The organism is Nostoc sp. C96, assembly GCF_059384975.1.
Window position 1 is genome coordinate 3,058,238 of sequence record NZ_CM182020.1, and the last position, 22,462, is coordinate 3,080,699.

Genomic DNA, 22,462 nt, shown 5'->3' on the forward strand with positions numbered 1-22,462 from the left:
CATCTCGCTTTTTCAACTCTGCAAGGTATTATATCACACTCAGTTTTAGCCACCATTACTGCCAATTCGCAATTTAGTACCACATCTTTTACAAAAAGCTGCATCCATATCATGAAAAGCTAATCCACAGCCGGAACATACAGTTTCTACCTGATTTGCATTTTTTACCAAACGCTTAATTAAATCTCCCACTTGCCAAGGAATTAAGCCTACACCTGTTAAAATCATCAATACAGTTAATAAACGACCGACTTCAGAAATTGGCGCGATATCCCCAAATCCGACAGTCGTCATAGTCACAACCGAGAAATAAAACGCATCCAGAAATGTAGTGTAGAGTGGATTTACTGGATGTTCAACTTGGTAAATTAACCCCGAATAAACAAAAATAATGGCAAATAATGTAAATAGTATCCGCACGAAAATTAAACCATCTTCTGTGCTGATGCTGGCAAACAAAAACTTCTGATCAATAAACCTAATTAACCTTAAAATCCGAAACCATCTTAATAGGCGAATAAAGCTGATATCTACTGCACCGAGAAAAAATGGCAATATTGCCATTAAATCAATAATTGCATAAAAGCTAAAAATATACTTAAGTTTGTTTTCAGCACTCCAGAAACGAATTATATACTCTACCGCAAAAATTACAAGGATAGCAGTATCAACTAAATCTAGCCCAGACCTAATATTATAAGGAATATTATAAGTTTGAGCCACAAAAATTCCTGACGAAATTAGCACTAAAGCGGCAATTGTCAGATTGATAATTTTACCTATAGGTGTTTCCAAGTCCGTTAAATAAAATTCTGTTTTCTCTCTACTTAACAACATATTTTTTCGACCTTTCCAGTCTGTACTTGCATCTCATAAATCATGAGATATGATTGAGCATGATTTTTCCCTGATAATAACGAAAATGAACCAAGAATATTTTATGCGTTTAGCTTTAGAAGCAGCAAAAAAAGGTGATTGGCCTTATGGTGCTGTGATTGTCAAGGATGACGAAGTTGTTGAGGTAGCATATAATACTGTGCAGCGAAATAATGATCCATCTGCCCATGCAGAAATGAATGTTATTCGCAGTTTAACAAATAAACTAAAAAGCCATTCTTTAGAGGGTTACAGGATATATACAACTTGCGAACCTTGTCCTATGTGTGCGACAGCTTGTATTTGGGCTGGGATATCCGAAATTGTTTATGGAGTTTCCATTCAAGATTTAATTACGATCAATCAGTCGCAGATTCATGTTTTTTGCGAAGAGATAATAGCCAAGTCTTTTAGAAATATTAAAGTCACAAAAGGCATTTTAAAAGATGAATGCTTGGCTTTATTTATGGAAAATTAGCTAGTTTAAGACTAGATGTAAATAATAGTTAGTTTGGCTGGCTCAACTGAATTAATCAGACTCATTTAAATAAGACAAAAATGTATTAGCAATAATAGCGGCTTGAGTGCGATCGCGCAAACTTAAACGATTTAAAATATTAGTCACATGATTTTTGACTGTACCTTCAGAAATATATAATTCTTTAGCAATTTCCCGGTTACTAGCACCTGTTGCAATTAACTTTAAAACTTCTTTTTCTCTGGGTGTCAGTTCAGTTAAACTAGGCGGTACAGGTTCTGATGGTGTTGAACCACCACTAGGAAATTGATTCAATAGTTTTTTAACTATTCCTGGGCCTAGTTGAGTATAACCTTTGTGAACAGCGCGAATTGCCACAGCTAATTCTTCTGAAGGTGTATCTTTGAGTAAATAACCCATTGCACCATGTTGTAATGCTGCGGAAACATATTCATCATCGTCAAAAGTTGTGAGGATTAAAATTTTGATGTTACCAAAATTTTGATGAATTGCTTGTGTAGCTGCAACCCCATCCATAATTGGCATTCTAATATCCATTAGCACTACATCTGGCTGTAATTTTGCTGCTAAATCTACAGCTATAGCACCATTTTCTGCTTCTCCGACAATTTCTAAATCTGGTTCCAATTTTAATAATTCTTTGAGACCTTGGCGAATTAAATTTTGGTCATCTACCAGCAAAACTCTAATCATACTCTGCAACTTTATAAGGGAATATCAACTATAATTTGACAGCCAGAATTGGGAGTAGTGTTAATCTTAAATTCACCGCCCAATGCTAAAGTGCGATCGCGCATACTGTGTAAGCCAAAACCAGTAGTATTTTGCTGAATATCAAAACCTATCCCATTATCTTGAACCATTAAACGTAAGCTTTTTTTCGTACTAGTCAGTGCTAAGATCACTTCTGTAGCTTTTGCATATTTAGAAATATTTGTCAATGATTCTTGAATAATGCGATAAAGGGCAATATTAATTTCTGGAGGTGGGGAATAATCCAGGTTAATAAAACAACATGGGCTAACGCCATTAGCTCGATGAAAATCTTCTAAAAGTACAGAAATAGCCTGCTCTAAAGTTTTTTCCTGCAAGGGATTAACTCGTATTGTTGAAACCGACTGGCGCACATCTTTTAAAGCCTTAGAACCAAGTTCTTTAGCTCTGGATAAAAATGTTTGAGCTTTCTCTGGATTAGACTGCCACAATTTTAAAGCAGTTTCTAATTGTAAATTTAATGCTGTTAAAGAATGTCCTAAAGAATCATGAATTTCACGGGCAATGCGAGTCCGTTCTTCTAGAGTAGCTTGATTTTCAATTCGTAAAGCATATCGGCGCAGTTTTTCATTAGCGATCGCTAGGTGTTCTCGACTCTGCCGTTCCGATAATACAGTATTCATTAATAATAAAACAAAAATTAAACTTAATCCAAATAACAGTGCCGTGTTGAAAGTAATAAACTGAAAACGCTCTTGCGCTTGTGGGGGTAAAGCACGAGGTAAACGAGCATTCAAAGTCATTAAAAATAGAGAGAAAGACAAACCTGTGACAACTAAGCGTCCAGGTAATTGAAAAATTAAACAACTGCGAGTTACTAAAATTAGGTAAATAAACGGGAACAATCGCGCAACTCTTCCGCCAAACATCCCCGTAATAAATAGTAAGATAATTTCAATGGCTGTGTAAATTATTTTATAGATAGGTTTACCTGTAGGTAATCTCAAACCCATAAACCCAAAGATAATTAAACAGCCAATAGTAAGTTCAGGGAATTGATTAGCAAATCGCGGCGAAGGATCAGGAAAAGTAGATGTAGAAATAGCCAGAGTTAGCAATATCCATTCTAGATACAGTAAAAACCGAAAAGGATGATTGTTAATTTGAATAGGTTGATTCATATTATTTGATATTTGTAATTAAAAACTTGGGTTAATAGTGATAATAGTAAGTATTAATTCATCATTACAGCTTGATTGAGAGTTGTACTAGAAAATGTACATATATAGATAATTTTGCATTCTGTTGTAACTATAATTTACAAGTTATTGTTACTCAAATAACACAAAAAGAAAGTATGACTAAAGTCATGGGTGTAACCATGACTTTATCCTCATGTGATGAGTAAGAGTAAATTCCTATGATGATGACATCCTCAGAAGGAAAATAAAACAAGGTAACAAATGAAACTGAAGTCATTATCATTAATTGCTGGTGCGATCGCTCTTACTCTGTCTGCAACATCCTTTGCTGTTAAAGCTCAAGCCTTATCTCATTCACCTCTATTAGTTGCTCAAGCTCAAAAAGAAGGACAATGGCAAGGTAAAAAAGGCCCTTGGGCAGAATTAGGTCTGTCCGATGCCCAAAAGACCCAAATTCAGCAAATTCAACGCAACACCCGCAGTCAAATGGAAAATGTTCTAACTCAAGAACAAAAAGATAAATTAAAAGCAGCCTTTGAAGCACGTCGCGCTCAAAGACAAGCTAATCAAGGTCAACCTGGACAGCGTGTTGGCCGTCGAGGTGGTAAGGGTTTTGCTGAGTTGAATTTAACTGAAGCCCAAAAAACTCAAATGCGGCAAATACGTGAATCTTCTAAACAACAAATTGAAGCAGTTTTAACTCCAGAACAACGGACAAAACTTCAGCAATTACGTCAAAATGGCAAACAGCGCCGTCAACAACGCCAACAACCCAATAGCTAATTCTGCCAAACCCGCATTGAAGTTCAGAGCAAAAACTATCACTAGTTAGAAGGTTATGTTTATGAACCGCTTTGCATACATTGTTCTATGTGCGACTGCTATTTTTTTACCTGCTGTAGCTTCTGCTGGGGAAATTCATCACCGCGAAGTCAATCAACAACAACGCATCTATCACGGTGTTAAAAACGGCTCAATTGATAGAGCAGAATTACGGCAATTAGAACGGCGTGAAGCATCTTTGGAAGCTGAAAGAAGACGGGATATTCGTAGTGATAGACATCTAACTCCTCAAGAAAGAAGACAACTCAATCGCCGCGAAAATCGTCTCTCTCGTACCATCTACCGAGATAAGCACGACTAGTACAAAAAGTTTGAAGTCTGAAGTCTGAAATCAAGCAACCCGTATAGTGAGCTTTTCAGCAATTTATGGGTGCTTTATTTTCGCCGATTTGTACTAGTTATTTAACCAGGGTGGGAATTAACCCACCCCACACAATCCTTAATCTCAAAATTATGCAATCTGATATTGCTTCCTCAAAATCTCATCCCCCCATCCAAAAATTTTTAGATACACTCGATCGCGTTGCTGAAGCACGCGGCAAAAATGTACCACAAATTGTGTATGTAGAAAAATTGCGATCGCTCCCTGTCGGCACTTTTGGTCAAGCTTGGGTTAATTTTCTCGATACACACAGCCTCAAACCCTTCACCACAGGTATTCGCCGCAAACAACTCCACGATGGTGTTCACGTTCTGACAGGTTATGGTGCAGACCCCATTGGTGAAGCAGAAGTACAAGCATTTTTATTAGGTGCAAAATTTGGATTGTTTAATCTTGTTATAGGATTAGGTCTATTAAGGGTTATTTATAAAAATCTCAATTCTCGTCAAGAATTTACATGGAAAAGATTATGGCAAGCATATCAGCGTGGTAATCACTCCAACTTTGACCCCGATACTTGGCAGCCTGAATTAGTTTGGCACTTACCCCTAACTGAAGTACAAGCAATATTTTCTATTACCAAATAAATTTTTTAACTTTTTACTTTTAACTTTTTACTTAATTTAGGCTTCCTTGCAGAAGATGGCGGGAGGGGATAAGTTCCATCTCCTTTCGCATTCCCTAATTTCTTCCCAACTATATTTACTCTACCCCAACAAAATTGGCAACCCCTTTAGGATAAAGTTAGGAGTTAATTCAAACTTCTAGCTTTTTTTATATGTCCAAAGAATTCGCTATTGGTAGTAAAGTCCGGGTTGTAGCGCTACCACCTTACGTCAAAACAGCCGACCCTATGCCGATGTTACGTCCCCCAGATGTGATCAATCTTGGCGAAGAAGGTATCGTCCTTGACCGCCGTCCTGGAGGTTATTGGGGTATCCGCTTTACTAGAGGAGCTTTTCTTCTCGATAGCCAATACATTGAAAGCACAGATAGTCCTAGTGAATCTGACCAAGGTGATAATAACAGTAACCAAGAATTATAAACTTATGTAAAGTTGTAATTTTGGTCTAAACCATGATTTCTCGGCGCAATTTTTTGAGTATATTATTCGCCAGCTGTTTTGCCCTCATCAGCTGGTTAAACTTTTCTCCAACGGCTCAGGCGCTGGGTGGTAAATTACCCACAGTGAATCAACCTGCACCAGAGTTTACTTTACCTACCAACACAGGCGACGGCCAAATCTCTCTTACAGATTTGCGCGGAAAGTGGGTAGTACTATACTTTTATCCCAAAGACTTTACAGCAGGTTGTACTATCGAAGCACGGCGTTTTCAGCAAGACTTACCCAAATATTTAGCAAAAAATACTCAAATAATTGGTGTCAGTGCTGATGATGTCGATTCTCACGCCGAATTTTGTGATTCCGAGGGATTAAAATTTCCCCTATTAGCTGATACAACTGGCGCAGTCAGCAAAACTTATGGTTCTTGGATTGGTTTTGTCTCTATGCGCCACAGCTTTATCATCGACCCAGAAGGTATTTTGCGCGAGACTTTTGTCAAAGTTAACCCATCTGTTCATAGTCAAGAAGTGTTAGCAAGATTAGAAAAATTACAATCCTCCGCTTCCTAAATTTTATATATCTGTCTTGGTGGTGAAATTGAACCCATCAAGACATAGACACTAAAGATATTTGCGCGGCTTCCACTGATTAGTTAGGCTATTTGTATCCTCTTTTTTCTATAGCCTGCTATGGATTTTGAAGGCGAAGCTACCGCCACGACGGCTACAAAAAACACAGAATTTACTCAATCAGTAACGGCACGTAAACCATTAGAATTGTTACGAGATACCGAAGCGTTACTACGTCGGCCTACAGTAACAACATTAGTGCCAATTTTGCCCCCAAAATTGAGTAACAGAATGCAAGAAGTCTCAACTGTTGCTGAAACATCCTTGCAAAAATTGGCAGAAATTGACCTAGAGCAAATTAGTGACTGGGAATTGCAGCCTATACGTCTACGTGTAGGTTTAAGCTTTGTAGGTTTTGGCGCACTAATGATACTGGTGCTGCTACTGTACTTGAATACACTGCATCCAGAACTGAGTACAGTTGGACAGATTCGCCAATACTGGTACCAATATGTTTGGTTTGTTTGCTTGGGGATAGCGGGGATGTTTGTGATTGGTCGAGAAACTATGCGACCCACTATCAGGCCAAAAAAGCTCAAAAAACGATAACATAAGCGATGTTTTATAGCAATTAAACTCAGGTGGGTAATGCTGAAAATTTAGTCAAAATAAAATTTTGCAGCTGTGAACATTGCCCATCCTACACACCATAAATACTTGAGATTTCAAACTTCATACTTTATATGAATCACGATGCTTTTATTGTGCCACCCGCTTCAAAGATTTCTCTCCTCAACAATTATGACCCGGCTTATACAGCTAATTATCATGACAGAAATGATGCAGCACTCAAATTAAAGTCAGACATAGAAAGATTAGCCAAATATCAAGATACTCTTTATGCCCAAAATAGCTATGCTTTGCTAATTATCTTTCAAGCAATGGATGCGGCTGGCAAAGATAGTACCATTAAACATGTGATGTCTGGGATTAATCCCCAAGGCTGCCAAGTCTTTAGTTTCAAATCTCCTAGTCATGAAGAGTTAGACCATGACTATCTGTGGCGCACAATGAAGGCTTTGCCTGAAAGGGGTAGGATTGGCATATTTAATCGCTCTTACTATGAAGAAGTTTTAGTAGTGCGGGTTCATCCAGAAATTCTCCAAAAACAGCAACTTCCTCATTTGCCAAAAGGTAATAAAATCTGGCAACAGCGATTTGAAGAAATAAATAATTTTGAAAAATATTTAGTAGATAATGGCATTATTGTTTTAAAGTTTTTTCTTAACGTCTCAAAATCTGAACAGAAAAAAAGATTTTTAGCGAGAATTGATGCTCCAGAAAAAAATTGGAAATTTTCGGCTAATGATGTTCGAGAAAGGGCTTTTTGGTCAGATTATATGGCTGCTTACGAAGAGGTTTTTCAGCACACTAGCACCAAACATGCACCTTGGTATATTATTCCTGCCGATCGCAAATGGTTTATGCGTATGGTAGTGGCTGATGTTATCTGTTCTAAATTAGAGTCTCTAAAGTTAAAATATCCTACTGTCAGCGAAGAAGACAAGCAGCAACTTTTGCAAGCAAAGTATGCCTTAGAGCAGGAAGAATAGCTCATCATTGTATCAATTTAATCAATCTATATAAACTTTTCTAAATATGCTCTACCTAGAGGCTGATAACAACCTTATGCAAATATGTCATTCTGGGCAAAGTGTAGATATTGAGAATTTGTCTACGTAGAACTAAATTAAAAGCCAAATTAATTAGATATGTTGATGAATATGAATTAATATCCTCTATTACATAGCTTCAGCTAGGTTTTATGCTGTAGTTCTTCACAACTTTCTCAAATTCTTTTGATAATTTTAAGATAAAGTCCAAGCATTGATTGCTTGGGAATGTAATTCCTTGATCATAAACTAAGGAACCAGGTATGGACACTGCTGTTAAATACGACATTGAACTAATTAAAGACGAAGCACGTCAACTAGTTAAAAAGGGACTTATTAGTCGCCAGAGACCAATTTATGCTTTGTGCAAGTATATCCCTGAACGTGACTGGGCTATTTTTGAACTTGAGCTTGAAAAAAATGAATTTTTGCTCCGAGATAGAATTATTGACCTGTTGGGTAGTGAAAATTGGGAAGAAGATGGCAGTTGACCATTCAAGTTATTAATCTTGGGAGTGATTTGGCGGGAATAAATAGGCGATCGCCGCCCAGCCAGAGATAGTTAGTAAACTCACTAAACAAGAAGCTAGTACAAAAGTAGTCATCTCAAAAATCAATTAAAACTCTAGTTTGAATATCTTCAAACTATCAATTGAGTATGACAGTAATGCGACTAGCTTGTGTCAATTCTTTGTACCCAAGAAAGTTTAAGCTAAAGGTAGACAAAAACGAAATGTACTGCCAATTCCTAATTCGCTTTCTACTTGAATTCTTCCACCTTGTAATTCAACTAAATGCCGAGAAATAGTTAAACCAATCCCAGTTCCGCCCGAATGGCGATCGCGCGATTGATCGGCTCGCCAAAAGCGCTCAAATACATGAGGTAAATCCTGTGCCGCAATACCAATCCCAGTATCAATCACAGCAATCCAAAGTTGAGATGCTTCCGGCCAAAGTTGCACAGTAATTGAGCCATTGGTAGTGTAACGAACTGCATTTCCTACCAAGTTAACTAACACTTGTTCCGTACGATCAACATCCGCTAATACCAAAGGTAATGGTGTGGGGCAATCTAAACGTAGCACTGGCCCATCTTCTAACAGTTGTTCGTTAAATCTTTCTACTAAAGACTCTAATAAAGGAAGTAGATTTATCGGCTGTATTTTAATTGGTAAATAACCAGCTTCTGCCTTAGAAAGTTCTTGCAAATCATTCACTAATCTTTCTAAGCGTCTAGTTTCTCTGGCTAAACGCCGATAAACTTCTGGTGAAGGTTCTATTTCACCATCTGCTAATTGTTCCAAGTAACCGCGCACAACTGTCAGTGGTGTCCGCAGTTCATGAGTCATATCACCAATTAATTCTCGTCGCCGTGCTTCTACACCCTCTAAACTGGCAGCCATACGATTAAAACTAGCACCTAAGCGATTCAGTTCGGGAATCTCCGACAGAGGTAATCGCGCGTCTAACTCACCAACGGCAAACTTTTGGGTAATTTGTTCCATTTCAGTCAACCGCTGCATAATTCGTTTAGACACCCAGTAGCTCAATCCTCCCGCCGCTGTAGTACCAACTATCACTGACCAAATCGTGCTACGCCGCCAAGCTGTTTCAAAACCTTCCACTAGTTCAGTCCGGACGTTAATTAAATCTAAACCCTGGCTTTGTAGTCGCTCTAAGTGCAGCACAAAAAAACGAGGTGACGAGACTTTGCTGATAATCACAAAACTCACTACCCCCACAATCATGACTACCAAGTGGGAAAAAAACAAACGTGATGCCAAAGGCAAGGATTTCGTCCAAGGCCAACTCATTTTAAAAAGTAAAAAGTAAAAAATAATTCCCCAGAATTAGGGAATTTGAAGCAAATACTTTTTTCAGGGAGCTTATTACCCTATAAATGTTACTGCTTTTTTTGCCTTTTAACTCTTGCGAGTTCGCCAGTTGCTTTATGCCGGGGAACCCGTCCACCGCACTGGCTCACTTTTTACTTTTGCCTTCTGTTTTGTTCATCACGCTCACGTTACAGCAGAGTCTTCAAATTTATAGCCGACTCCAACAACAGTTTTAATAAATGAGGGATTAGCTGGGTCAGGCTCGATTTTTTTCCGCAACCGCGCTACATGAGTGTCAACAACTCGCTCATCACCAAAAAAATCATCCCCCCAGAGTTTATCAATTAGCTGGGTGCGGTTCCAAACTCGCCCAGGATTACTAACAAAGGTGCTTAATAAATTAAATTCCAGGTTGGTTAAGTCTAAAATTTCTGCTTCCTGAGAATTTAACTGACGAGAAGCCGTCCGTTGTTCAACATCGACGATAAAGTTTTGCGTCCGCGTGACTTGGTGTTGTCCGCCTTGGCGGAGACTACGCCGCAATAACGCCCGCACTCTCGCCACTAACTCTCTAGGGCTGAAGGGTTTAACCATGTAGTCATCAGCACCCGTAGATAAACCAATCACGCGATCAATTTCTTCACCCTTGGCTGTCAACATCAAAATATAAGGGTCTTTTGTACCAGGTTTTTGCCGAATTCTGGCACAAACCTCCAATCCATCCAATCCAGGAATCATTAAGTCTAGAATGATTAAATCAGGCGGTTGCTCCTGAAACATCCGCAAAGCGTTCACACCATCGCGGCTTATGCGGCAAGAAAATCCTTCTTTTTCTAAAGACAGTTGGATTAACTGAGCAATTTCAGATTCATCCTCAACAATTAAAATATCCATCGCAATTCAAAATTTAGCGGAATACGCAGAGTTATTTCCTGGCTTGTAATTGTACTCTAAAAACCTACGATGGAGGATGAGTAATGGAATTTACAGTTGAGAATTAGACAGTGACCGATAGTTGTAACCCAAATGGGAATCTTTTTGAATTTCTTGTTTGATGCTATCGAGATCAAGAAAGTAATCAGCTACATCAATTAAACTATCACTGGTCATCGGTCGCAAACTCACGACTTCCACTCGTCCACCTTTGCTAGTGACAGCTTCGACAGCATAGGCTAAAGCGCCATCGCCACTGACCAAAATAGCAGTATCGTAATAAGGTGCTAAAGTGATCATATCGACAGCAATTTCTACATTCAAATTAGGTTTTTTTGTAGTGTCTGTCAGCTGTGCTTCTTTGGTAACTACTCGATAACCATTTCGCCGCATCCAAAACAGAAAGCCTTGTTGTTTTTCGTTCGCTCGTGGGCGTGCTGGTGTTGGTCTTGTAACATCAACTATTGTGTAAAAGAAAGCCCGTAATAACCGCGAACCAGAGGTTAAACGGCAAAGGAGTTTGAGATAGTCAATTTCAATGCCTAGTTGTAAAGCTGCATGAAATAGATTGACACCATCAATAAAAATTGCAACTCGCCCACGGTTTAATCCGTTGATTGTTGAACTGCTAGTTCTTGGTTCTCTATTGTGATAATTGTCGATTTTGGCAGGATTCTTCAAGACAATTTTCCCTGATGAGGCTGATTCTTGTTCCAGAGGTTTATAGGCATTTCTGGGTTTGGTAAAATTAGTGAAAGTCATTGAATCCTCGGAAATTTTAAATTTGTGCAGACTGTTGAGAAATGACCAAGAAAGAATTTGTGCTAGTTTATTTACATAGCAGCAAATGATGTGAAGCTATTTGTGATTAAGCTGTTATCTGTCTAAGTTACACATTGACTTGCAGAGTTTGTCTTGTGTCATTAGTCATTAATATTGATGAGAACAAATTGAAAAATGACTAATGAGTTTATACTTAGCAGCACTAGCTTAATACACAGGTATTGTGTTAATTTTGCAGATTCCAAAAATAACCGCCCCAGAGTTATGAATTCTGAGCAGAGCGAGTTTTACGAGATATTCCCTTTGCCTACAAATATAAGGCTCTTTATCTATTTCCTCTGCATCTCAACTTACCACAGGATGCTAACACTTGCTCAAAGGCAATTTGTTGTAAGGTGAATAGCGAAGAGCGATCGCATCTATATCTTATTGTACAACTGTATGGCAAAATCCTTCAATCAAAGTAAGCTTTGTATATTGATATCAACATATATCAAGATGCGGAACTCGGTATTGACTAGAAAAATCTGCTAGAAAAATTCTCAAGTCTCTACTTAGGTTGATGGCAAGTATAATTATTTAAAATTAATGGTAATCACAATTACAGCAATATTTGAGAGTATTTGCTATTTAAAGTTTGTTTACTGACAACATCAGTCAAATAAGCGGTTAGCGAAATTGTCATCCAAATAACTTATCAACTTAACCTTTAATTCTTCTTAAGATGGAGTGCATTGATTGAGTAATAGAGCTAAATTTATATCTAGACTAGTCCACAAAATGTCTTTGCTCATCTCCTCCAGTGGTTATTTAACCCCGGAGGTTATTTTTTTCTCATACATCATTAATTGGTAATGACAATCAATAAATGCGTTTAGTAAACTAAATTACTTTCTAGACAAAAAATTAAGAAATGCTAAGTAAGTTTCTCATCTTTCCTCAGGTATATGTTATTCTGGCAATAATTTGTACCTAAAGCAAAATGTTAGAAAAACTACGGTTATTTCGACATTAATTTGTTTTAGGTAGCCTGATAAAGAAAACCAAAGAATTTTCTCGAACTGAGGAAAGAAAGCTGGGTTTTCTGTTGAATTCACTTTGTTTATAACATGCTAACAAACCGATAACACGATCGCGCCAGTTTTATTCCGCTTTAACTGGCGCTTTTTCTCGGTTGAAAATAGTGAAACAGGTTAATTTTGACTTTTGATCTGCAAAATTTCTAGAAGCGATCGCTCAATTGCTGCACTCACAAACTGATTACCCTGTAAATTCATGTGAATGCTGTCATGATATAAAGCCTGAGCATTGGCAGTTTTATTAAACAGCGGTAAAAAATCTATATAGGAAATTTGCTGGGTTTTGGTAAACTCACTCAACCGTTGACGCGCTGTAATTTCGTAATCCAGGGGGCCAGGTTCGCCGAGTTCTCGCAGCAAAGGAGTCATAGCTAAGAGAAATTTGCTGTTATGTTGACGAACTATGGCTTGAATTTGCTTAATTGCTGCGAGATTCACACCGACGCGATCGCCTGGTTCTGTTTGAAGTGCTTTGAGTTCGGGAATTGGCTGTTGTTTAGTGATATAACGCTGCCATACTTCGACTAATGCTAAAGGTGGTTTACTATCTGGATAGTTGCGATCGCGTCCTACTGGTAAAGCTGTAGGAGTATGAGCAAACAAATCGTCAGTATTAATTAATAAAACTACTACCTGTGCTTCAAAACTGCCAAATCGCTGCAAATAAGCGAGTTCGTTTCTTGACCCCAAGAATTAGCCGAAGCATTCAAAACTTCGACTTGGAGATATTTGTCAGCGATCGCTGATGTTAGCGAATTCATGATTAAGCTGGAGATGGTATTTTTTTGATCCGTCCACCAACCGCCATTAGCGATGGAGTCGCCTAACAACAGCACTCGCAACGTCGAAGGTGCAGGGATTTTAGCGATGGAACTGCTACGCATGGAAAATTCGTTAATTTCAATGCCATTACCAAAGCGACGAGTGCTTTGATTTGGTGCTAATAAGTAACCAATCTGGGAGTCGCCAATATAAACGAGGGGATTACCAAAACCAAAAAGCGATCGCAATCCCATCTCCATCACAATTAGTAGTCCGATTACTCCCAAAATCATGAATATTACTACTTTCACTTGTTAACCCTCAGCGATAAATTATGCAAATCTACAAGTATAAAGTAATCAACTATACTATATTTTTTCAGTATGTCCTTCTGAAAGCATAGATTTATCAACTCGTAGATTCACTGAAAAATCTCATTAATTAGCGCCCAACATGATTATTTCTGAATAAGTCAAATCAGGTATATAGAAGAATGCAGGAGAATAAGGTATTAATCTTCAGAATAAAGCCATATACCTAGAGATTTTCCTATCTATTTCCTGCCGTATCTTGGTTCTTTGTATAAAGTAAAATAGTACTACTAACGGCATAAGTAAATTTAGGGATGTATTTGTTGCAAAGCTTAAACAAAATAACAGAAGAAACTTAACTTGTTTTGCTAACAGAAGGACTACAATCAAAACGGACAAATTAGGACTCTAACGAAGGAGGATTAAAGGCTATGTCCGACTTAAATAGAGGAATTATGAAATTTGAGGGTGCAGACTCTCCAAAATTGGTGACTATTTCTACCGTGTTGCTTTTGGGTTCGATTGCTGGCCTGATTATTTGGGCGCTGCAAGCGGCTTATGCCCTAAATTAAGTAACAAAGTTAGAACTTACGTACAACAATTGTCTGTAGAGACTGGTTTTAGGGGGGTAAGGGTTTTTAAGAACTACACCCATACGCCCCTGTAACCTTGCCCAAAGCCTTGATTTTGCGCTTTTATGCGTAAGTTCTATTAAATGGCAGAATTCTGGCCATTGACCCCGGAATTCGACTTTGAGAAAATGTCTGCACACCCTTAAAAAAACTTCAAAAAGATTTTAGACTTTGCGATTTGAGATTTTAGATGCAATATAAATCTAAAATCCAACATCAACAATGCTTGAACTTTGGGGTGCCTTAGTTATTTTAATTGCCTGCCCCTTATTAGGCGGCTTACCGCTGATAGCCTGGATTACCAACGGGTTAACAGGTAGGCGATTGTCACAAATAGGCACAAAAAACATTAGCGTCTCGGCTGCTTTTTATCATGGCGGCACATTAGTAGGGCTTTTGGCAGTATTGTCAGAAGCGTTAAAAGGAATCGCCGCCGTTTTTCTGACTCGTGCATTTTTCCCAGATGGATCACCTTGGGAAATAGTCGCCTTGATAGCCTTAGTCTTAGGTAGATTTTGGCTAGGTAAAGGTGCAGGAACCACTAATGCTGCTTGGGGATTTCTCATCCATGATCCCCTAGTGACGGTATTTGTCAGTTTTTTGGCAATCACGACATTTTTAGTATTTCGTGCCAAAAAACCAGTAAAGTACGGGGTGTTAGTTTTGTTTCCCTTACTTGTGACTATTGTGCATTCGGATGATGTATTTAGAATGCTGGCAGCGATCGCCTTAGCTGGCTTACTAGGCTGGATTTATCGGCAAATGCCTGACGATTTAGATTTACCAGCCCAAGAAGCACAAACGGATACACAAGCAACATTAGAAAAGTTGCAGGGTGATCGCCCAATTTTGACTTTAGATAATGAATTAGATGGGGCGATAGTTGGGCAAAAAGCTGCTACTCTCTCGCAAATTAAGCGTTGGGGTTATCCTGTACCGAAAGGTTGGGTAATTGTTCCTGGTGCTGATCCAGAAAAGTTAATCGCCATTCTTCAGCCATCAGATTTATCGCCGTTAATTGTGCGTTCATCAGCCATTGGGGAAGATTCTGAACAAGCTTCCGCCGCTGGACAGTATGAAACTGTAATCAGTGTCACCAGCAAACAGCAATTGCAAAATGCGATCGCCCAAGTGCGTGATTCTTACAACCATCCAGCGGCTGTGCAGTATCGTAGCGATCGCGGTTTACCAGAAACAGCCATGACTGTACTGGTACAACAGCAAGTGCAAAGCGTATATTCCGGTGTGGCTTTTACTCGCGATCCCATTACCCAGCAAGGTGATGCGATTGTCATTGAAGCTTTACCTGGTAGCCCGATTCAAATCGTCTCTGGACAAGTTACACCAGAACCATATCGCGCCTTTGTCGTCGAGACAGATAATATTTCATCTATTCATATAGAAGGGACGGGACAAGTCCCCCAATCCATCCTCAAACAAGTAGCTTACCTCGCCCACCGCATCGAAAAACGTTATCACGGTATTCCCCAAGATATTGAGTGGAGTTATGACGGACAAACTTTGTGGGTGTTGCAAGCAAGGCCAATTACTACCCTATTACCAATTTGGACAAGAAAAATTGCAGCGGAAGTAATTCCTGGTGTAATTCACCCCTTAACTTGGTCAATTAATCGACCCTTAACTTGTGGAGTTTGGGGAGATATTTTCACAATTGTTTTAGGCGATCGCGCTTCTGGGTTAGATTTTACAGATACGGCTACATTGCACTACTCTAGAGCTTATTTTAATGCCTCCCTCTTAGGAGATATTTTTCTGCGGATGGGTTTACCGCCAGAAAGTTTAGAATTTCTCACCAGAGGCGCAAAAATGAGTACCCCGCCGTTGCAGTCAACAGTGCAGAATCTGCCAGGATTAATGCAGTTGCTGAAACAAGAATTAAATTTAGATAAAGAATTTAAGCAAGACTACCGCCAATTATTTATTCCTGGGTTATCTCAATTAGCCCATGAATCAATTGAGGAAATGGAGCCGGCGGAAATCTTAGCCAGAATTGACTTTAACTTAGAATTACTGCGACGTGGTACCTATTACAGCATTTTAGCGCCCTTGAGTGCAGCAATTAGACAATCAATTTTCCGGGTAAAAGATGGGCAGATTGATAACAGTGTGACACCAGAAGTCGCCGCCTTGCGATCGCTCAGTGCTTTAGCCGCCGATGCAAGACAAGTATTACCAGAGTTTGAACCAGACAGAGTTTTTGAACAGTTAGAACAAACTCCCGAAGGACAAAAAGTTCTTTACGAATTTAACGAACTGCTAGAAGATTACGGTTATTTAAGTGATGTGGGGACTAACATTGCTGTTCCCACCTGGAAAGAAGACCCCCGACCGATTCAGCAGTTATTCGTGCAGTTGATTCAAGGTAATCAACCTGAAACTGGGGATGTTGACCCGATTAATCGCGCCTTATCAGGTAAACGCAAGCGTGGCTTTGTCCAAGAACGTATAGATATTAAAGGACGGGTGACGGAGGTGTATTCGCGGCTATTAGCCGAATTGCGCTGGCGATTTGTAGCGATTGAGAAAACTTGGCTAAAATCTGGGTTACTCAAAACAGCCGGAGATATTTTCTTTTTAGAAATCGCTGAAATTAGACAACTCATTGCCGAAGGAGAGCCGCCGTTGCGAGAACGCTTACCAGAAATTATCGAATATAGGCGATCGCAATTTATAGAAGATAGCAAAATTCCCCAAGTCCCGATTTTAATTTACGGTAATACACCACCCCATCCGCTTGCACCCTCTCCTATCTACTCTGACCAAGTATTACAAGGTATTCCCGCCAGCCACGGACAAGCAGTCGGTCGAGTCAAAGTTGTGCGAAACTTACAAGACTTACCGCAAATCGACCGCGATACTATTTTGGTTGTACCTTACACCGATTCTGGCTGGGCACCTTTGTTAGTTAGGGCTGGCGGACTAATTGCGGAAGCTGGCGGGAGATTATCTCATGGCGCAATTGTCGCCCGTGAATATGGTATTCCTGCTGTGATGGATGTCAGAGGTGCAACTTGGTTATTGCAAGATGGTCAACGAGTCCGCATTGATGGGTCTAGGGGTATCGTAGAACTATCTAACGATTTAAGGCCACAATGATTACCACTTCCCTCAATAATTTGCCGGAAGAATCCGTTTCTCACAATCCCGATATCAAAAAAAAGGTGATGTTACGCCTTGGCGATTTACCTCACCTCACTAACTTTTCTCAAGCCCGTTTTGCTCCCGGACACACCGCACCAGCACACACCCATCGAGATATGTGTGAAGTATTTTTTGTCGAAGCTGGCTCAGGGATAATTCGTGTTGACAACCAAGAATATCCTCTGATTCCCGGAAACTGTATCGCCATAGAGCCAGGAGAAGTTCATGAAGTCATCAACAATGGCGTAACTGAGCTAGTCCTTACCTACTTTGGTTTAAGAGTGGAATCAAGAGTGTAATTATTGGGCTATAGTTAAAAACCTCTTCCCTCCTGCCTTCTGCCTCCTGCCTAGTCCTAATTACAATTATTTATGTCCCTCTATTTATAACCATAATTGGCATAAATTAGTCTTGCCCTGCTTGCCAATGAGGATTAATCAGACTTGTGAGAATATGGTCTTGCCATTTACCATTAATTAATAAATAGTCTCTAGCATATCCTTCGACGACAAATCCCAGTCGTTTTAGCACATTACCGCTACGTTGATTATGTGGCATATAATTTGCCATAATCCGATGAAAATTTAAATCATCAAATACATATTGAATTGCCTCTTTTAGTGCTTCTGTCATGTAGCCTTTACCTTGTTCATTTTCTGCCAAGCTATAACCTACATAGCAAAAATGGGCGGCTCCCCGAATAAAATTATTAAAATTAATAGTTCCGACAATGAGTTTAGGATTTTTTTTAGAAAAAATAAAGAGTTTTAAAGATTGGTCATGAATGAATTCTAAAAATGTATTTTCTAGTTGATATTCCCAATACTCTTCTGTAAAAAAATCATCTACCCATTGAGGATAAAATGGAGTCAAATAATCTTTGTTTTCCCGAAAATATTTTAATATTTGGGGAATATCTTCTTTGATGGCAATGCGTAATAATAGGCGATCGCTAGTAATAATTGGTAATTCCGAATTCATACAAATTTTACTAAATTAACAACTTATAGCTACAGTATTTAGACTTATTGACTTTTTTTATTGCATCTGTTTGCGGCTGTAACTGCTGATCGAAAATAGTAAAACTGTTATAACAAGATTTCTGAAAATTAGCATTTTCTAGATTTTTACAGCAAAAATCTGCTTAAACTAGGTTTTAGTTTGTAAGTTAGCAGAAATAATACATAAGTATCATCAAAGAGCGATCGCACTGTACTATAGCCATAGCCAGAAAGATTAGGACGTAAACTATAAGAGTTAGCATTGCATCTACCTCATCCCAATGGCAAAAGCTTATAGTGATGATTTCCGGCGAAAAGTTATGCAAGCGATTGAATTAGATGGTCTCAAAAAGTGCGAGGCAAGCCTTCTGTTCAATATCAGTCGCAACACAATTAACTTGTGGTTTCAACGCAAAGCCGAAACAGGTGATGTCAAGCCTAAACAGAGGAAAGTATCGCCGCACAATGGCAAAATCGGTGATTGGGAGAAGTTTCGCACCTTTGTTAAAGAGCATGGGGATAAAACTCAGACTGAGATGGCACAGGTATGGGAGGGAGAGATTAGCCAGCGCACGATTTCCAGAGCGTTAGGAAAGATAGGAAATTCGCGTAAAAAAAAACTTACGGATATAGTCAACGAGACGAAGCCAAACGGGCAGCGTTCTTAGCACAACTGGAAAATCCGAAAGCATCGCATCTAGTATATGTTGATGAGTCTGGCATGGATGAACGCGACAACTACGGCTACGGATACTCCCCAATAGGGGAGCGATTCTATGACCTCAAATCAGGTAGACGGCAGGGTCGCATTAATATGATTGCTGGGTATCGACAAGGAAAAGTGATTGCGCCATTTACTGTCGAGGGGGCTTGTAACCGTACCGTGTTTGAGACTTGGTTAGAAAATTGCTTGATTCCGGTGTTATGTTCAGGCCAGTGGGTGATTGTAGATAATGCCACGTTTCATCGGGGCGGTAGGATTGCTCAATTAATTGAAGCCGCAGGCTGTCAGTTAATCTATCTGCCACCCTATTCGCCAGACCTCAATCGTATTGAAAAGTGTTGGGCAACTTTGAAGAGTAAGGTTCGCAAGCTATTACCTCATTCTAATAATTTACGTGATGCAATGGAAACTGTTCTCAAACAAGCAGCGTCCTAACGAAGTTGGCTACAGCTATAGATCGAAAATTTGGGAAATGAGGCGATCGCATTTTGATGATATTCAAGGCTTTAGTAGCAGAGGGTGAGTTGTCCCTTGAGGTAGTCAACAATCTCAGAGAGATGGTAGCGCGATCGCTATATAGAATTCCCTCGTTATACCAATTCACCAAATGATTGAGACAAATAGATTGACACAACCCAGGCGCAGACAGCAATTCCCAATCCAAAATCTAAAATGGTATTAGCAGGTTAATTCACCACCTTGCACAAAAAATATCACAAGCCACGTTTCTCAACAGGGTTCTTGAGGAAAATGGCTTGTAATTACGAGAGATTGAATAACAATCTTCAGGCTAAATTTTCGGGTTCTACACCTAAAGCTTTTAATTGTTCTGCAAGTAGCTGCATTTTGTGTTCTGTTTGGATACGTAGTTGTCGCTCAACATATAACTGTTCTTCTATTTCTTGGATACGTTCTTCTGGGGTAGGTAACCTTTGTCCTTGCTCGTCATACCAATACAACCATTCCCGTGCAATACCTTGATAAAGTCCTATTTCGCTACCAATTCCTAAATTAATTTCTGGTAGCCAAATGGGATTTCCTGACATAAGGATATATTCACCATCTATTAATTGATAAACTTCCAGATGTGGCTTTTTCTTTCGTAAGGGTTTGTAAATAACGTAGTATAAAACTCCTAATTCTTTGGCGTAAAATTCTTTTTTGGTACTGTATTCGTCATGACTGAGTTGAGAAACAACCTCTAGTGCTAAAATTGGGGGCTGTTTTTCTTCCCACATAACATAACTCAGGCGTAAGTCACCATCAATAAAGCGCTTCACTCCTACACTGAGAAATCCATCAGGAGCGATCGCTGCTTTTTTTGGGTCGTAATAAATCCCCATATTAACGCCAAAAAACCAATCCCAGCGTTCTGACCATACGAACGCCAGTGTCGCTTTCAGCAAACTGGGAATTAAATCTTGTAGTTCATTATCCACAGGTATATCCTCTGAGTCTGGTAGCTCTTCGGAAGACGGCAAACAGTGTAACGGGTTGTAGTTTAACATGACTGGTCTGAGTAGATGCTATTTCTAGAAAGATTTTAGAAAATAATGTAATTTTGATATGTGTAGATATCGCAAAGTTTGAATATCTCCAGCAATAATACAGTTTTAGATAGGATAGGCCGTAAGTCCTAAATAAAAAAGGCGAGTATAAAACCCGCCCTCAAAAATATAAATCGGACTTAACAATACTTGTCTAATTACCAATTGTTGGCGCATTCAATGAAAGCTTTGGTGCTGCTTCTTTTTCCTGTGCCAAAGTTGGTACAGAATCACGCAATCTTGCTGTCAATTGTACGGTTGTAGCGTCGTAAATTTGAGTTAGCAATTTGGGATAGAAACCAATACCAATAATTGGTACTAACAAACAAGCAATGATAAAGACTTCACGGGGTTCGGCATCGATAAGTTTCTGGTGAGAAACTAATTCCTCATTTTCTTTGCCGTAGAAAATTTCCCGTAACATCGATAGCAAATAAATTGGTGTTAAAATCACACCAACTGCCATCAAAAACACTACGATAACTTTGAAGGTAGAACTATAAGCATCGCTAGTGGCAAAGCCCACAAATATCATTAATTCTGCTACGAAACCACTCATTCCTGGCAATGCTAAAGAAGCCATTGAACAGGTAGTAAACATAGCGAAAATTTTCTGCATTCGCTTACCAACACCACCCATTTCATCTAGCATAAGGGTGTGTGTGCGATCATAAGTTGCACCGACCAGGAAGAATAAACTTGCCCCAATTAAGCCGTGAGACACCATTTGTAAAACTGCTCCACTCAATCCCAAATCGGTAAAGGAGGCGAGACCGATGAGGACAAAGCCCATGTGCGATATTGAGGAGTAAGCAATTTTTCGCTTGAGGTTGCGCTGGGCAAAGGATGTCAGAGCAGCGTAGATAATATTCACCACCCCTAAAATTACCAGCACTGGGGCGAAATAAGCATGGGCATCAGGCAGCATTTGGGCATTCATCCGCACCAAGGCATAACCGCCCATTTTTAGAAGAATACCTGCCAGTAACATGTGTACAGGTGCTGTTGCTTCACCGTGGGCATCGGGTAGCCAGGTATGCAGGGGAATAATTGGCAATTTGACGGCATAGGCAATCAAAAAGCCAGCATACAATAACAACTCGAAATTGAGGGCGTAATCTTTGAGAGCGAGCGATCGCATATCAAAGGTGACTGTATCGCCATAAAAGGCCATCGTCAACGCGCCGACTAAAATAAACAGCGAACCACCAGCCGTGTACAAAATAAACTTTGTCGCTGCGTATTGGCGCTTTTTACCACCCCAAATCGCCAGTAGCAGGTAAACCGGAATCAATTCCAGTTCCCACACCAAGAAAAACAGCAGCATATCCTGCACTGCGAAGACAGCAATCTGTCCGCCATACATCGCCAAAATCAAAAAGTAAAATAGCCTGGGTTTGAGGGTTACAGGCCATGCTGCCAAAATTGCCAGGGTAGTAATGAATCCAGTCAAAAGAATTAGGGGCATGGATAAGCCATCTGCCCCTACTGACCACTTCAAATCTAGTTGTGGTACCCAGGCATAACTTTCAAACAGCTGCAAATCTGGATTGGAGAAGTCATACCCGGTATAAAAGGCGTAGACAATCAGTGCGAAGTCTAGTAACCCAATAATCAGGGAATACCAGCGCACGGTTTTACCATCTTTATCAGGGATGATCGGAATCAGGAGTGATGCCGCAATCGGAAATAGGATAATCGTCGTCAGCCACGGGAAATTAGCTGTATTCATCACAATTTATCTGAAATCAAGACCATGTTTATCAAGGAAGCCCTAGCTATTAATTAGCAGCTTTTTGAGGATTTGGCATTCCTTGTTAGGTTGATTTAATTAAATTGGCAGTTTCTCATTTTTCACTTGGCAGTATC

At 39.5% G+C, this 22,462-nt stretch carries 22 protein-coding genes and 1 pseudogene; 13 read left to right on the top strand and 10 right to left on the bottom strand.

Going from position 1 to position 22,462, the window contains the following annotated elements; translation table 11 throughout:
* Nucleotides 1-45: 45 nt before the first annotated feature.
* Complete coding sequence (locus AC504W_RS13095; protein WP_494878176.1) at nt 46-837, bottom strand: ion transporter; 792 nt, start codon at nt 835-837, stop codon at nt 46-48.
* Between the two features lie 85 nt (nt 838-922).
* Between AC504W_RS13095 and AC504W_RS13100 the strand changes: the two genes are divergently transcribed.
* The gene (locus AC504W_RS13100) at nt 923-1,354 is read left to right on the top strand and encodes a nucleoside deaminase (protein ID WP_494878178.1); all 432 of its coding nucleotides are present in this window, start codon (nt 923-925) and stop codon (nt 1,352-1,354) included.
* A gap of 51 nt (nt 1,355-1,405) precedes the next feature.
* Here the strand turns inward: AC504W_RS13100 and AC504W_RS13105 are convergent, their stop codons facing one another.
* Entirely contained in the window at nt 1,406-2,068 is a 663-nt protein-coding gene (locus AC504W_RS13105; protein WP_494878179.1) for a response regulator, read from the bottom strand.
* A gap of 11 nt (nt 2,069-2,079) precedes the next feature.
* On the bottom strand, nt 2,080-3,270 hold the full coding sequence (locus tag AC504W_RS13110) for a sensor histidine kinase (RefSeq protein ID WP_494878181.1): 1,191 nt from the start codon (nt 3,268-3,270) through the stop codon (nt 2,080-2,082).
* A 282-nt stretch (nt 3,271-3,552) separates the two neighbouring features.
* Here AC504W_RS13110 and AC504W_RS13115 point away from each other — a divergent pair, with 282 nt between their 5' ends.
* The 8 genes from AC504W_RS13115 (at nt 3,553) to AC504W_RS13150 (ending at nt 8,315) form a co-directional block, all read left to right on the top strand.
* Nucleotides 3,553-4,074, top strand: a complete 522-nt coding sequence (locus AC504W_RS13115) for a Spy/CpxP family protein refolding chaperone (RefSeq protein ID WP_494878182.1) — start codon at nt 3,553-3,555, stop codon at nt 4,072-4,074.
* Between the two features lie 61 nt (nt 4,075-4,135).
* Nucleotides 4,136-4,435, top strand: coding sequence for a hypothetical protein (locus AC504W_RS13120; protein WP_494878183.1), 300 nt, complete (start codon nt 4,136-4,138; stop codon nt 4,433-4,435).
* Between the two features lie 65 nt (nt 4,436-4,500).
* Complete coding sequence (locus AC504W_RS13125; RefSeq protein ID WP_494879643.1) at nt 4,501-5,103, top strand: hypothetical protein; 603 nt, start codon at nt 4,501-4,503, stop codon at nt 5,101-5,103.
* Between the two features lie 191 nt (nt 5,104-5,294).
* Complete coding sequence (sipA, locus tag AC504W_RS13130; RefSeq protein ID WP_494878185.1) at nt 5,295-5,561, top strand: regulatory protein SipA; 267 nt, start codon at nt 5,295-5,297, stop codon at nt 5,559-5,561.
* A 32-nt stretch (nt 5,562-5,593) separates the two neighbouring features.
* Entirely contained in the window at nt 5,594-6,151 is a 558-nt protein-coding gene (locus AC504W_RS13135; protein ID WP_096576814.1) for a peroxiredoxin, read from the top strand.
* Between the two features lie 120 nt (nt 6,152-6,271).
* Nucleotides 6,272-6,760 carry a hypothetical protein gene (locus AC504W_RS13140; RefSeq protein ID WP_096576816.1) on the top strand — a complete coding sequence of 163 codons (489 nt, stop codon included), beginning with the start codon at nt 6,272-6,274 and terminating at the stop codon, nt 6,758-6,760.
* A gap of 134 nt (nt 6,761-6,894) precedes the next feature.
* Nucleotides 6,895-7,764 (top strand): polyphosphate kinase 2 family protein, encoded by an 870-nt coding sequence (locus AC504W_RS13145; RefSeq protein WP_494878186.1) that lies wholly within the window; start codon nt 6,895-6,897, stop codon nt 7,762-7,764.
* Between the two features lie 323 nt (nt 7,765-8,087).
* A complete protein-coding gene (locus AC504W_RS13150) occupies nt 8,088-8,315 on the top strand; it encodes a DUF4327 family protein (protein ID WP_096576820.1) in 228 nt (75 codons plus the stop codon).
* Between the two features lie 216 nt (nt 8,316-8,531).
* Here the strand turns inward: AC504W_RS13150 and AC504W_RS13155 are convergent, their stop codons facing one another.
* The 4 genes and pseudogenes from AC504W_RS13155 to AC504W_RS13170 all read right to left on the bottom strand — a co-directional run bounded on the left by AC504W_RS13155 (nt 8,532) and on the right by AC504W_RS13170 (nt 13,527).
* A complete protein-coding gene (locus AC504W_RS13155; RefSeq protein WP_494878188.1) occupies nt 8,532-9,638 on the bottom strand; it encodes a sensor histidine kinase in 1,107 nt (368 codons plus the stop codon).
* A gap of 204 nt (nt 9,639-9,842) precedes the next feature.
* On the bottom strand, nt 9,843-10,553 hold the full coding sequence (locus tag AC504W_RS13160) for a response regulator transcription factor (protein ID WP_103125367.1): 711 nt from the start codon (nt 10,551-10,553) through the stop codon (nt 9,843-9,845).
* 90 nt (nt 10,554-10,643) lie between these two features.
* Nucleotides 10,644-11,354 carry a LabA-like NYN domain-containing protein gene (locus tag AC504W_RS13165; RefSeq protein WP_096576826.1) on the bottom strand — a complete coding sequence of 237 codons (711 nt, stop codon included), beginning with the start codon at nt 11,352-11,354 and terminating at the stop codon, nt 10,644-10,646.
* 1,214 nt (nt 11,355-12,568) lie between these two features.
* Nucleotides 12,569-13,527, bottom strand: a pseudogene (locus AC504W_RS13170) (SGNH/GDSL hydrolase family protein).
* A gap of 431 nt (nt 13,528-13,958) precedes the next feature.
* On the opposite strand from AC504W_RS13170, the gene AC504W_RS13175 reads away from it, so the two are divergent.
* The 3 genes from AC504W_RS13175 (at nt 13,959) to AC504W_RS13185 (ending at nt 17,620) form a co-directional block, all read left to right on the top strand.
* The gene (locus AC504W_RS13175; RefSeq protein WP_015114367.1) at nt 13,959-14,099 is read left to right on the top strand and encodes a hypothetical protein; all 141 of its coding nucleotides are present in this window, start codon (nt 13,959-13,961) and stop codon (nt 14,097-14,099) included.
* 282 nt (nt 14,100-14,381) lie between these two features.
* A complete protein-coding gene (locus AC504W_RS13180) occupies nt 14,382-17,276 on the top strand; it encodes a glycerol-3-phosphate acyltransferase (RefSeq protein ID WP_494879645.1) in 2,895 nt (964 codons plus the stop codon).
* A complete protein-coding gene (locus AC504W_RS13185) occupies nt 17,273-17,620 on the top strand; it encodes a cupin domain-containing protein (protein ID WP_494878192.1) in 348 nt (115 codons plus the stop codon). The genes AC504W_RS13180 and AC504W_RS13185 overlap by 4 nt, the downstream gene beginning before the upstream one ends.
* 106 nt (nt 17,621-17,726) lie before the next feature.
* On the opposite strand, the gene rimJ is transcribed toward AC504W_RS13185, so the two are convergent.
* A complete protein-coding gene (rimJ, locus tag AC504W_RS13190; protein WP_494878194.1) occupies nt 17,727-18,302 on the bottom strand; it encodes a ribosomal protein S5-alanine N-acetyltransferase in 576 nt (191 codons plus the stop codon).
* Nucleotides 18,303-18,603: 301 nt separating this feature from the next.
* Between rimJ and AC504W_RS13195 the strand changes: the two genes are divergently transcribed.
* Nucleotides 18,604-19,481 (top strand): IS630 family transposase gene (locus AC504W_RS13195; protein WP_494873200.1). Its coding sequence is split into 2 segments (ribosomal slippage): nt 18,604-18,933 and nt 18,936-19,481, totalling 876 coding nucleotides; the frame shifts between segments, so codons are not numbered across the junction.
* 350 nt (nt 19,482-19,831) lie between these two features.
* On the opposite strand, the gene AC504W_RS13200 is transcribed toward AC504W_RS13195, so the two are convergent.
* Nucleotides 19,832-20,554 (bottom strand): Uma2 family endonuclease, encoded by a 723-nt coding sequence (locus AC504W_RS13200; RefSeq protein ID WP_096576836.1) that lies wholly within the window; start codon nt 20,552-20,554, stop codon nt 19,832-19,834.
* A gap of 193 nt (nt 20,555-20,747) precedes the next feature.
* Nucleotides 20,748-22,325, bottom strand: coding sequence for a photosynthetic/respiratory NAD(P)H-quinone oxidoreductase subunit D1 (gene ndhD1, locus AC504W_RS13205; protein ID WP_103125374.1), 1,578 nt, complete (start codon nt 22,323-22,325; stop codon nt 20,748-20,750).
* Nucleotides 22,326-22,462: the final 137 nt, after the last annotated feature.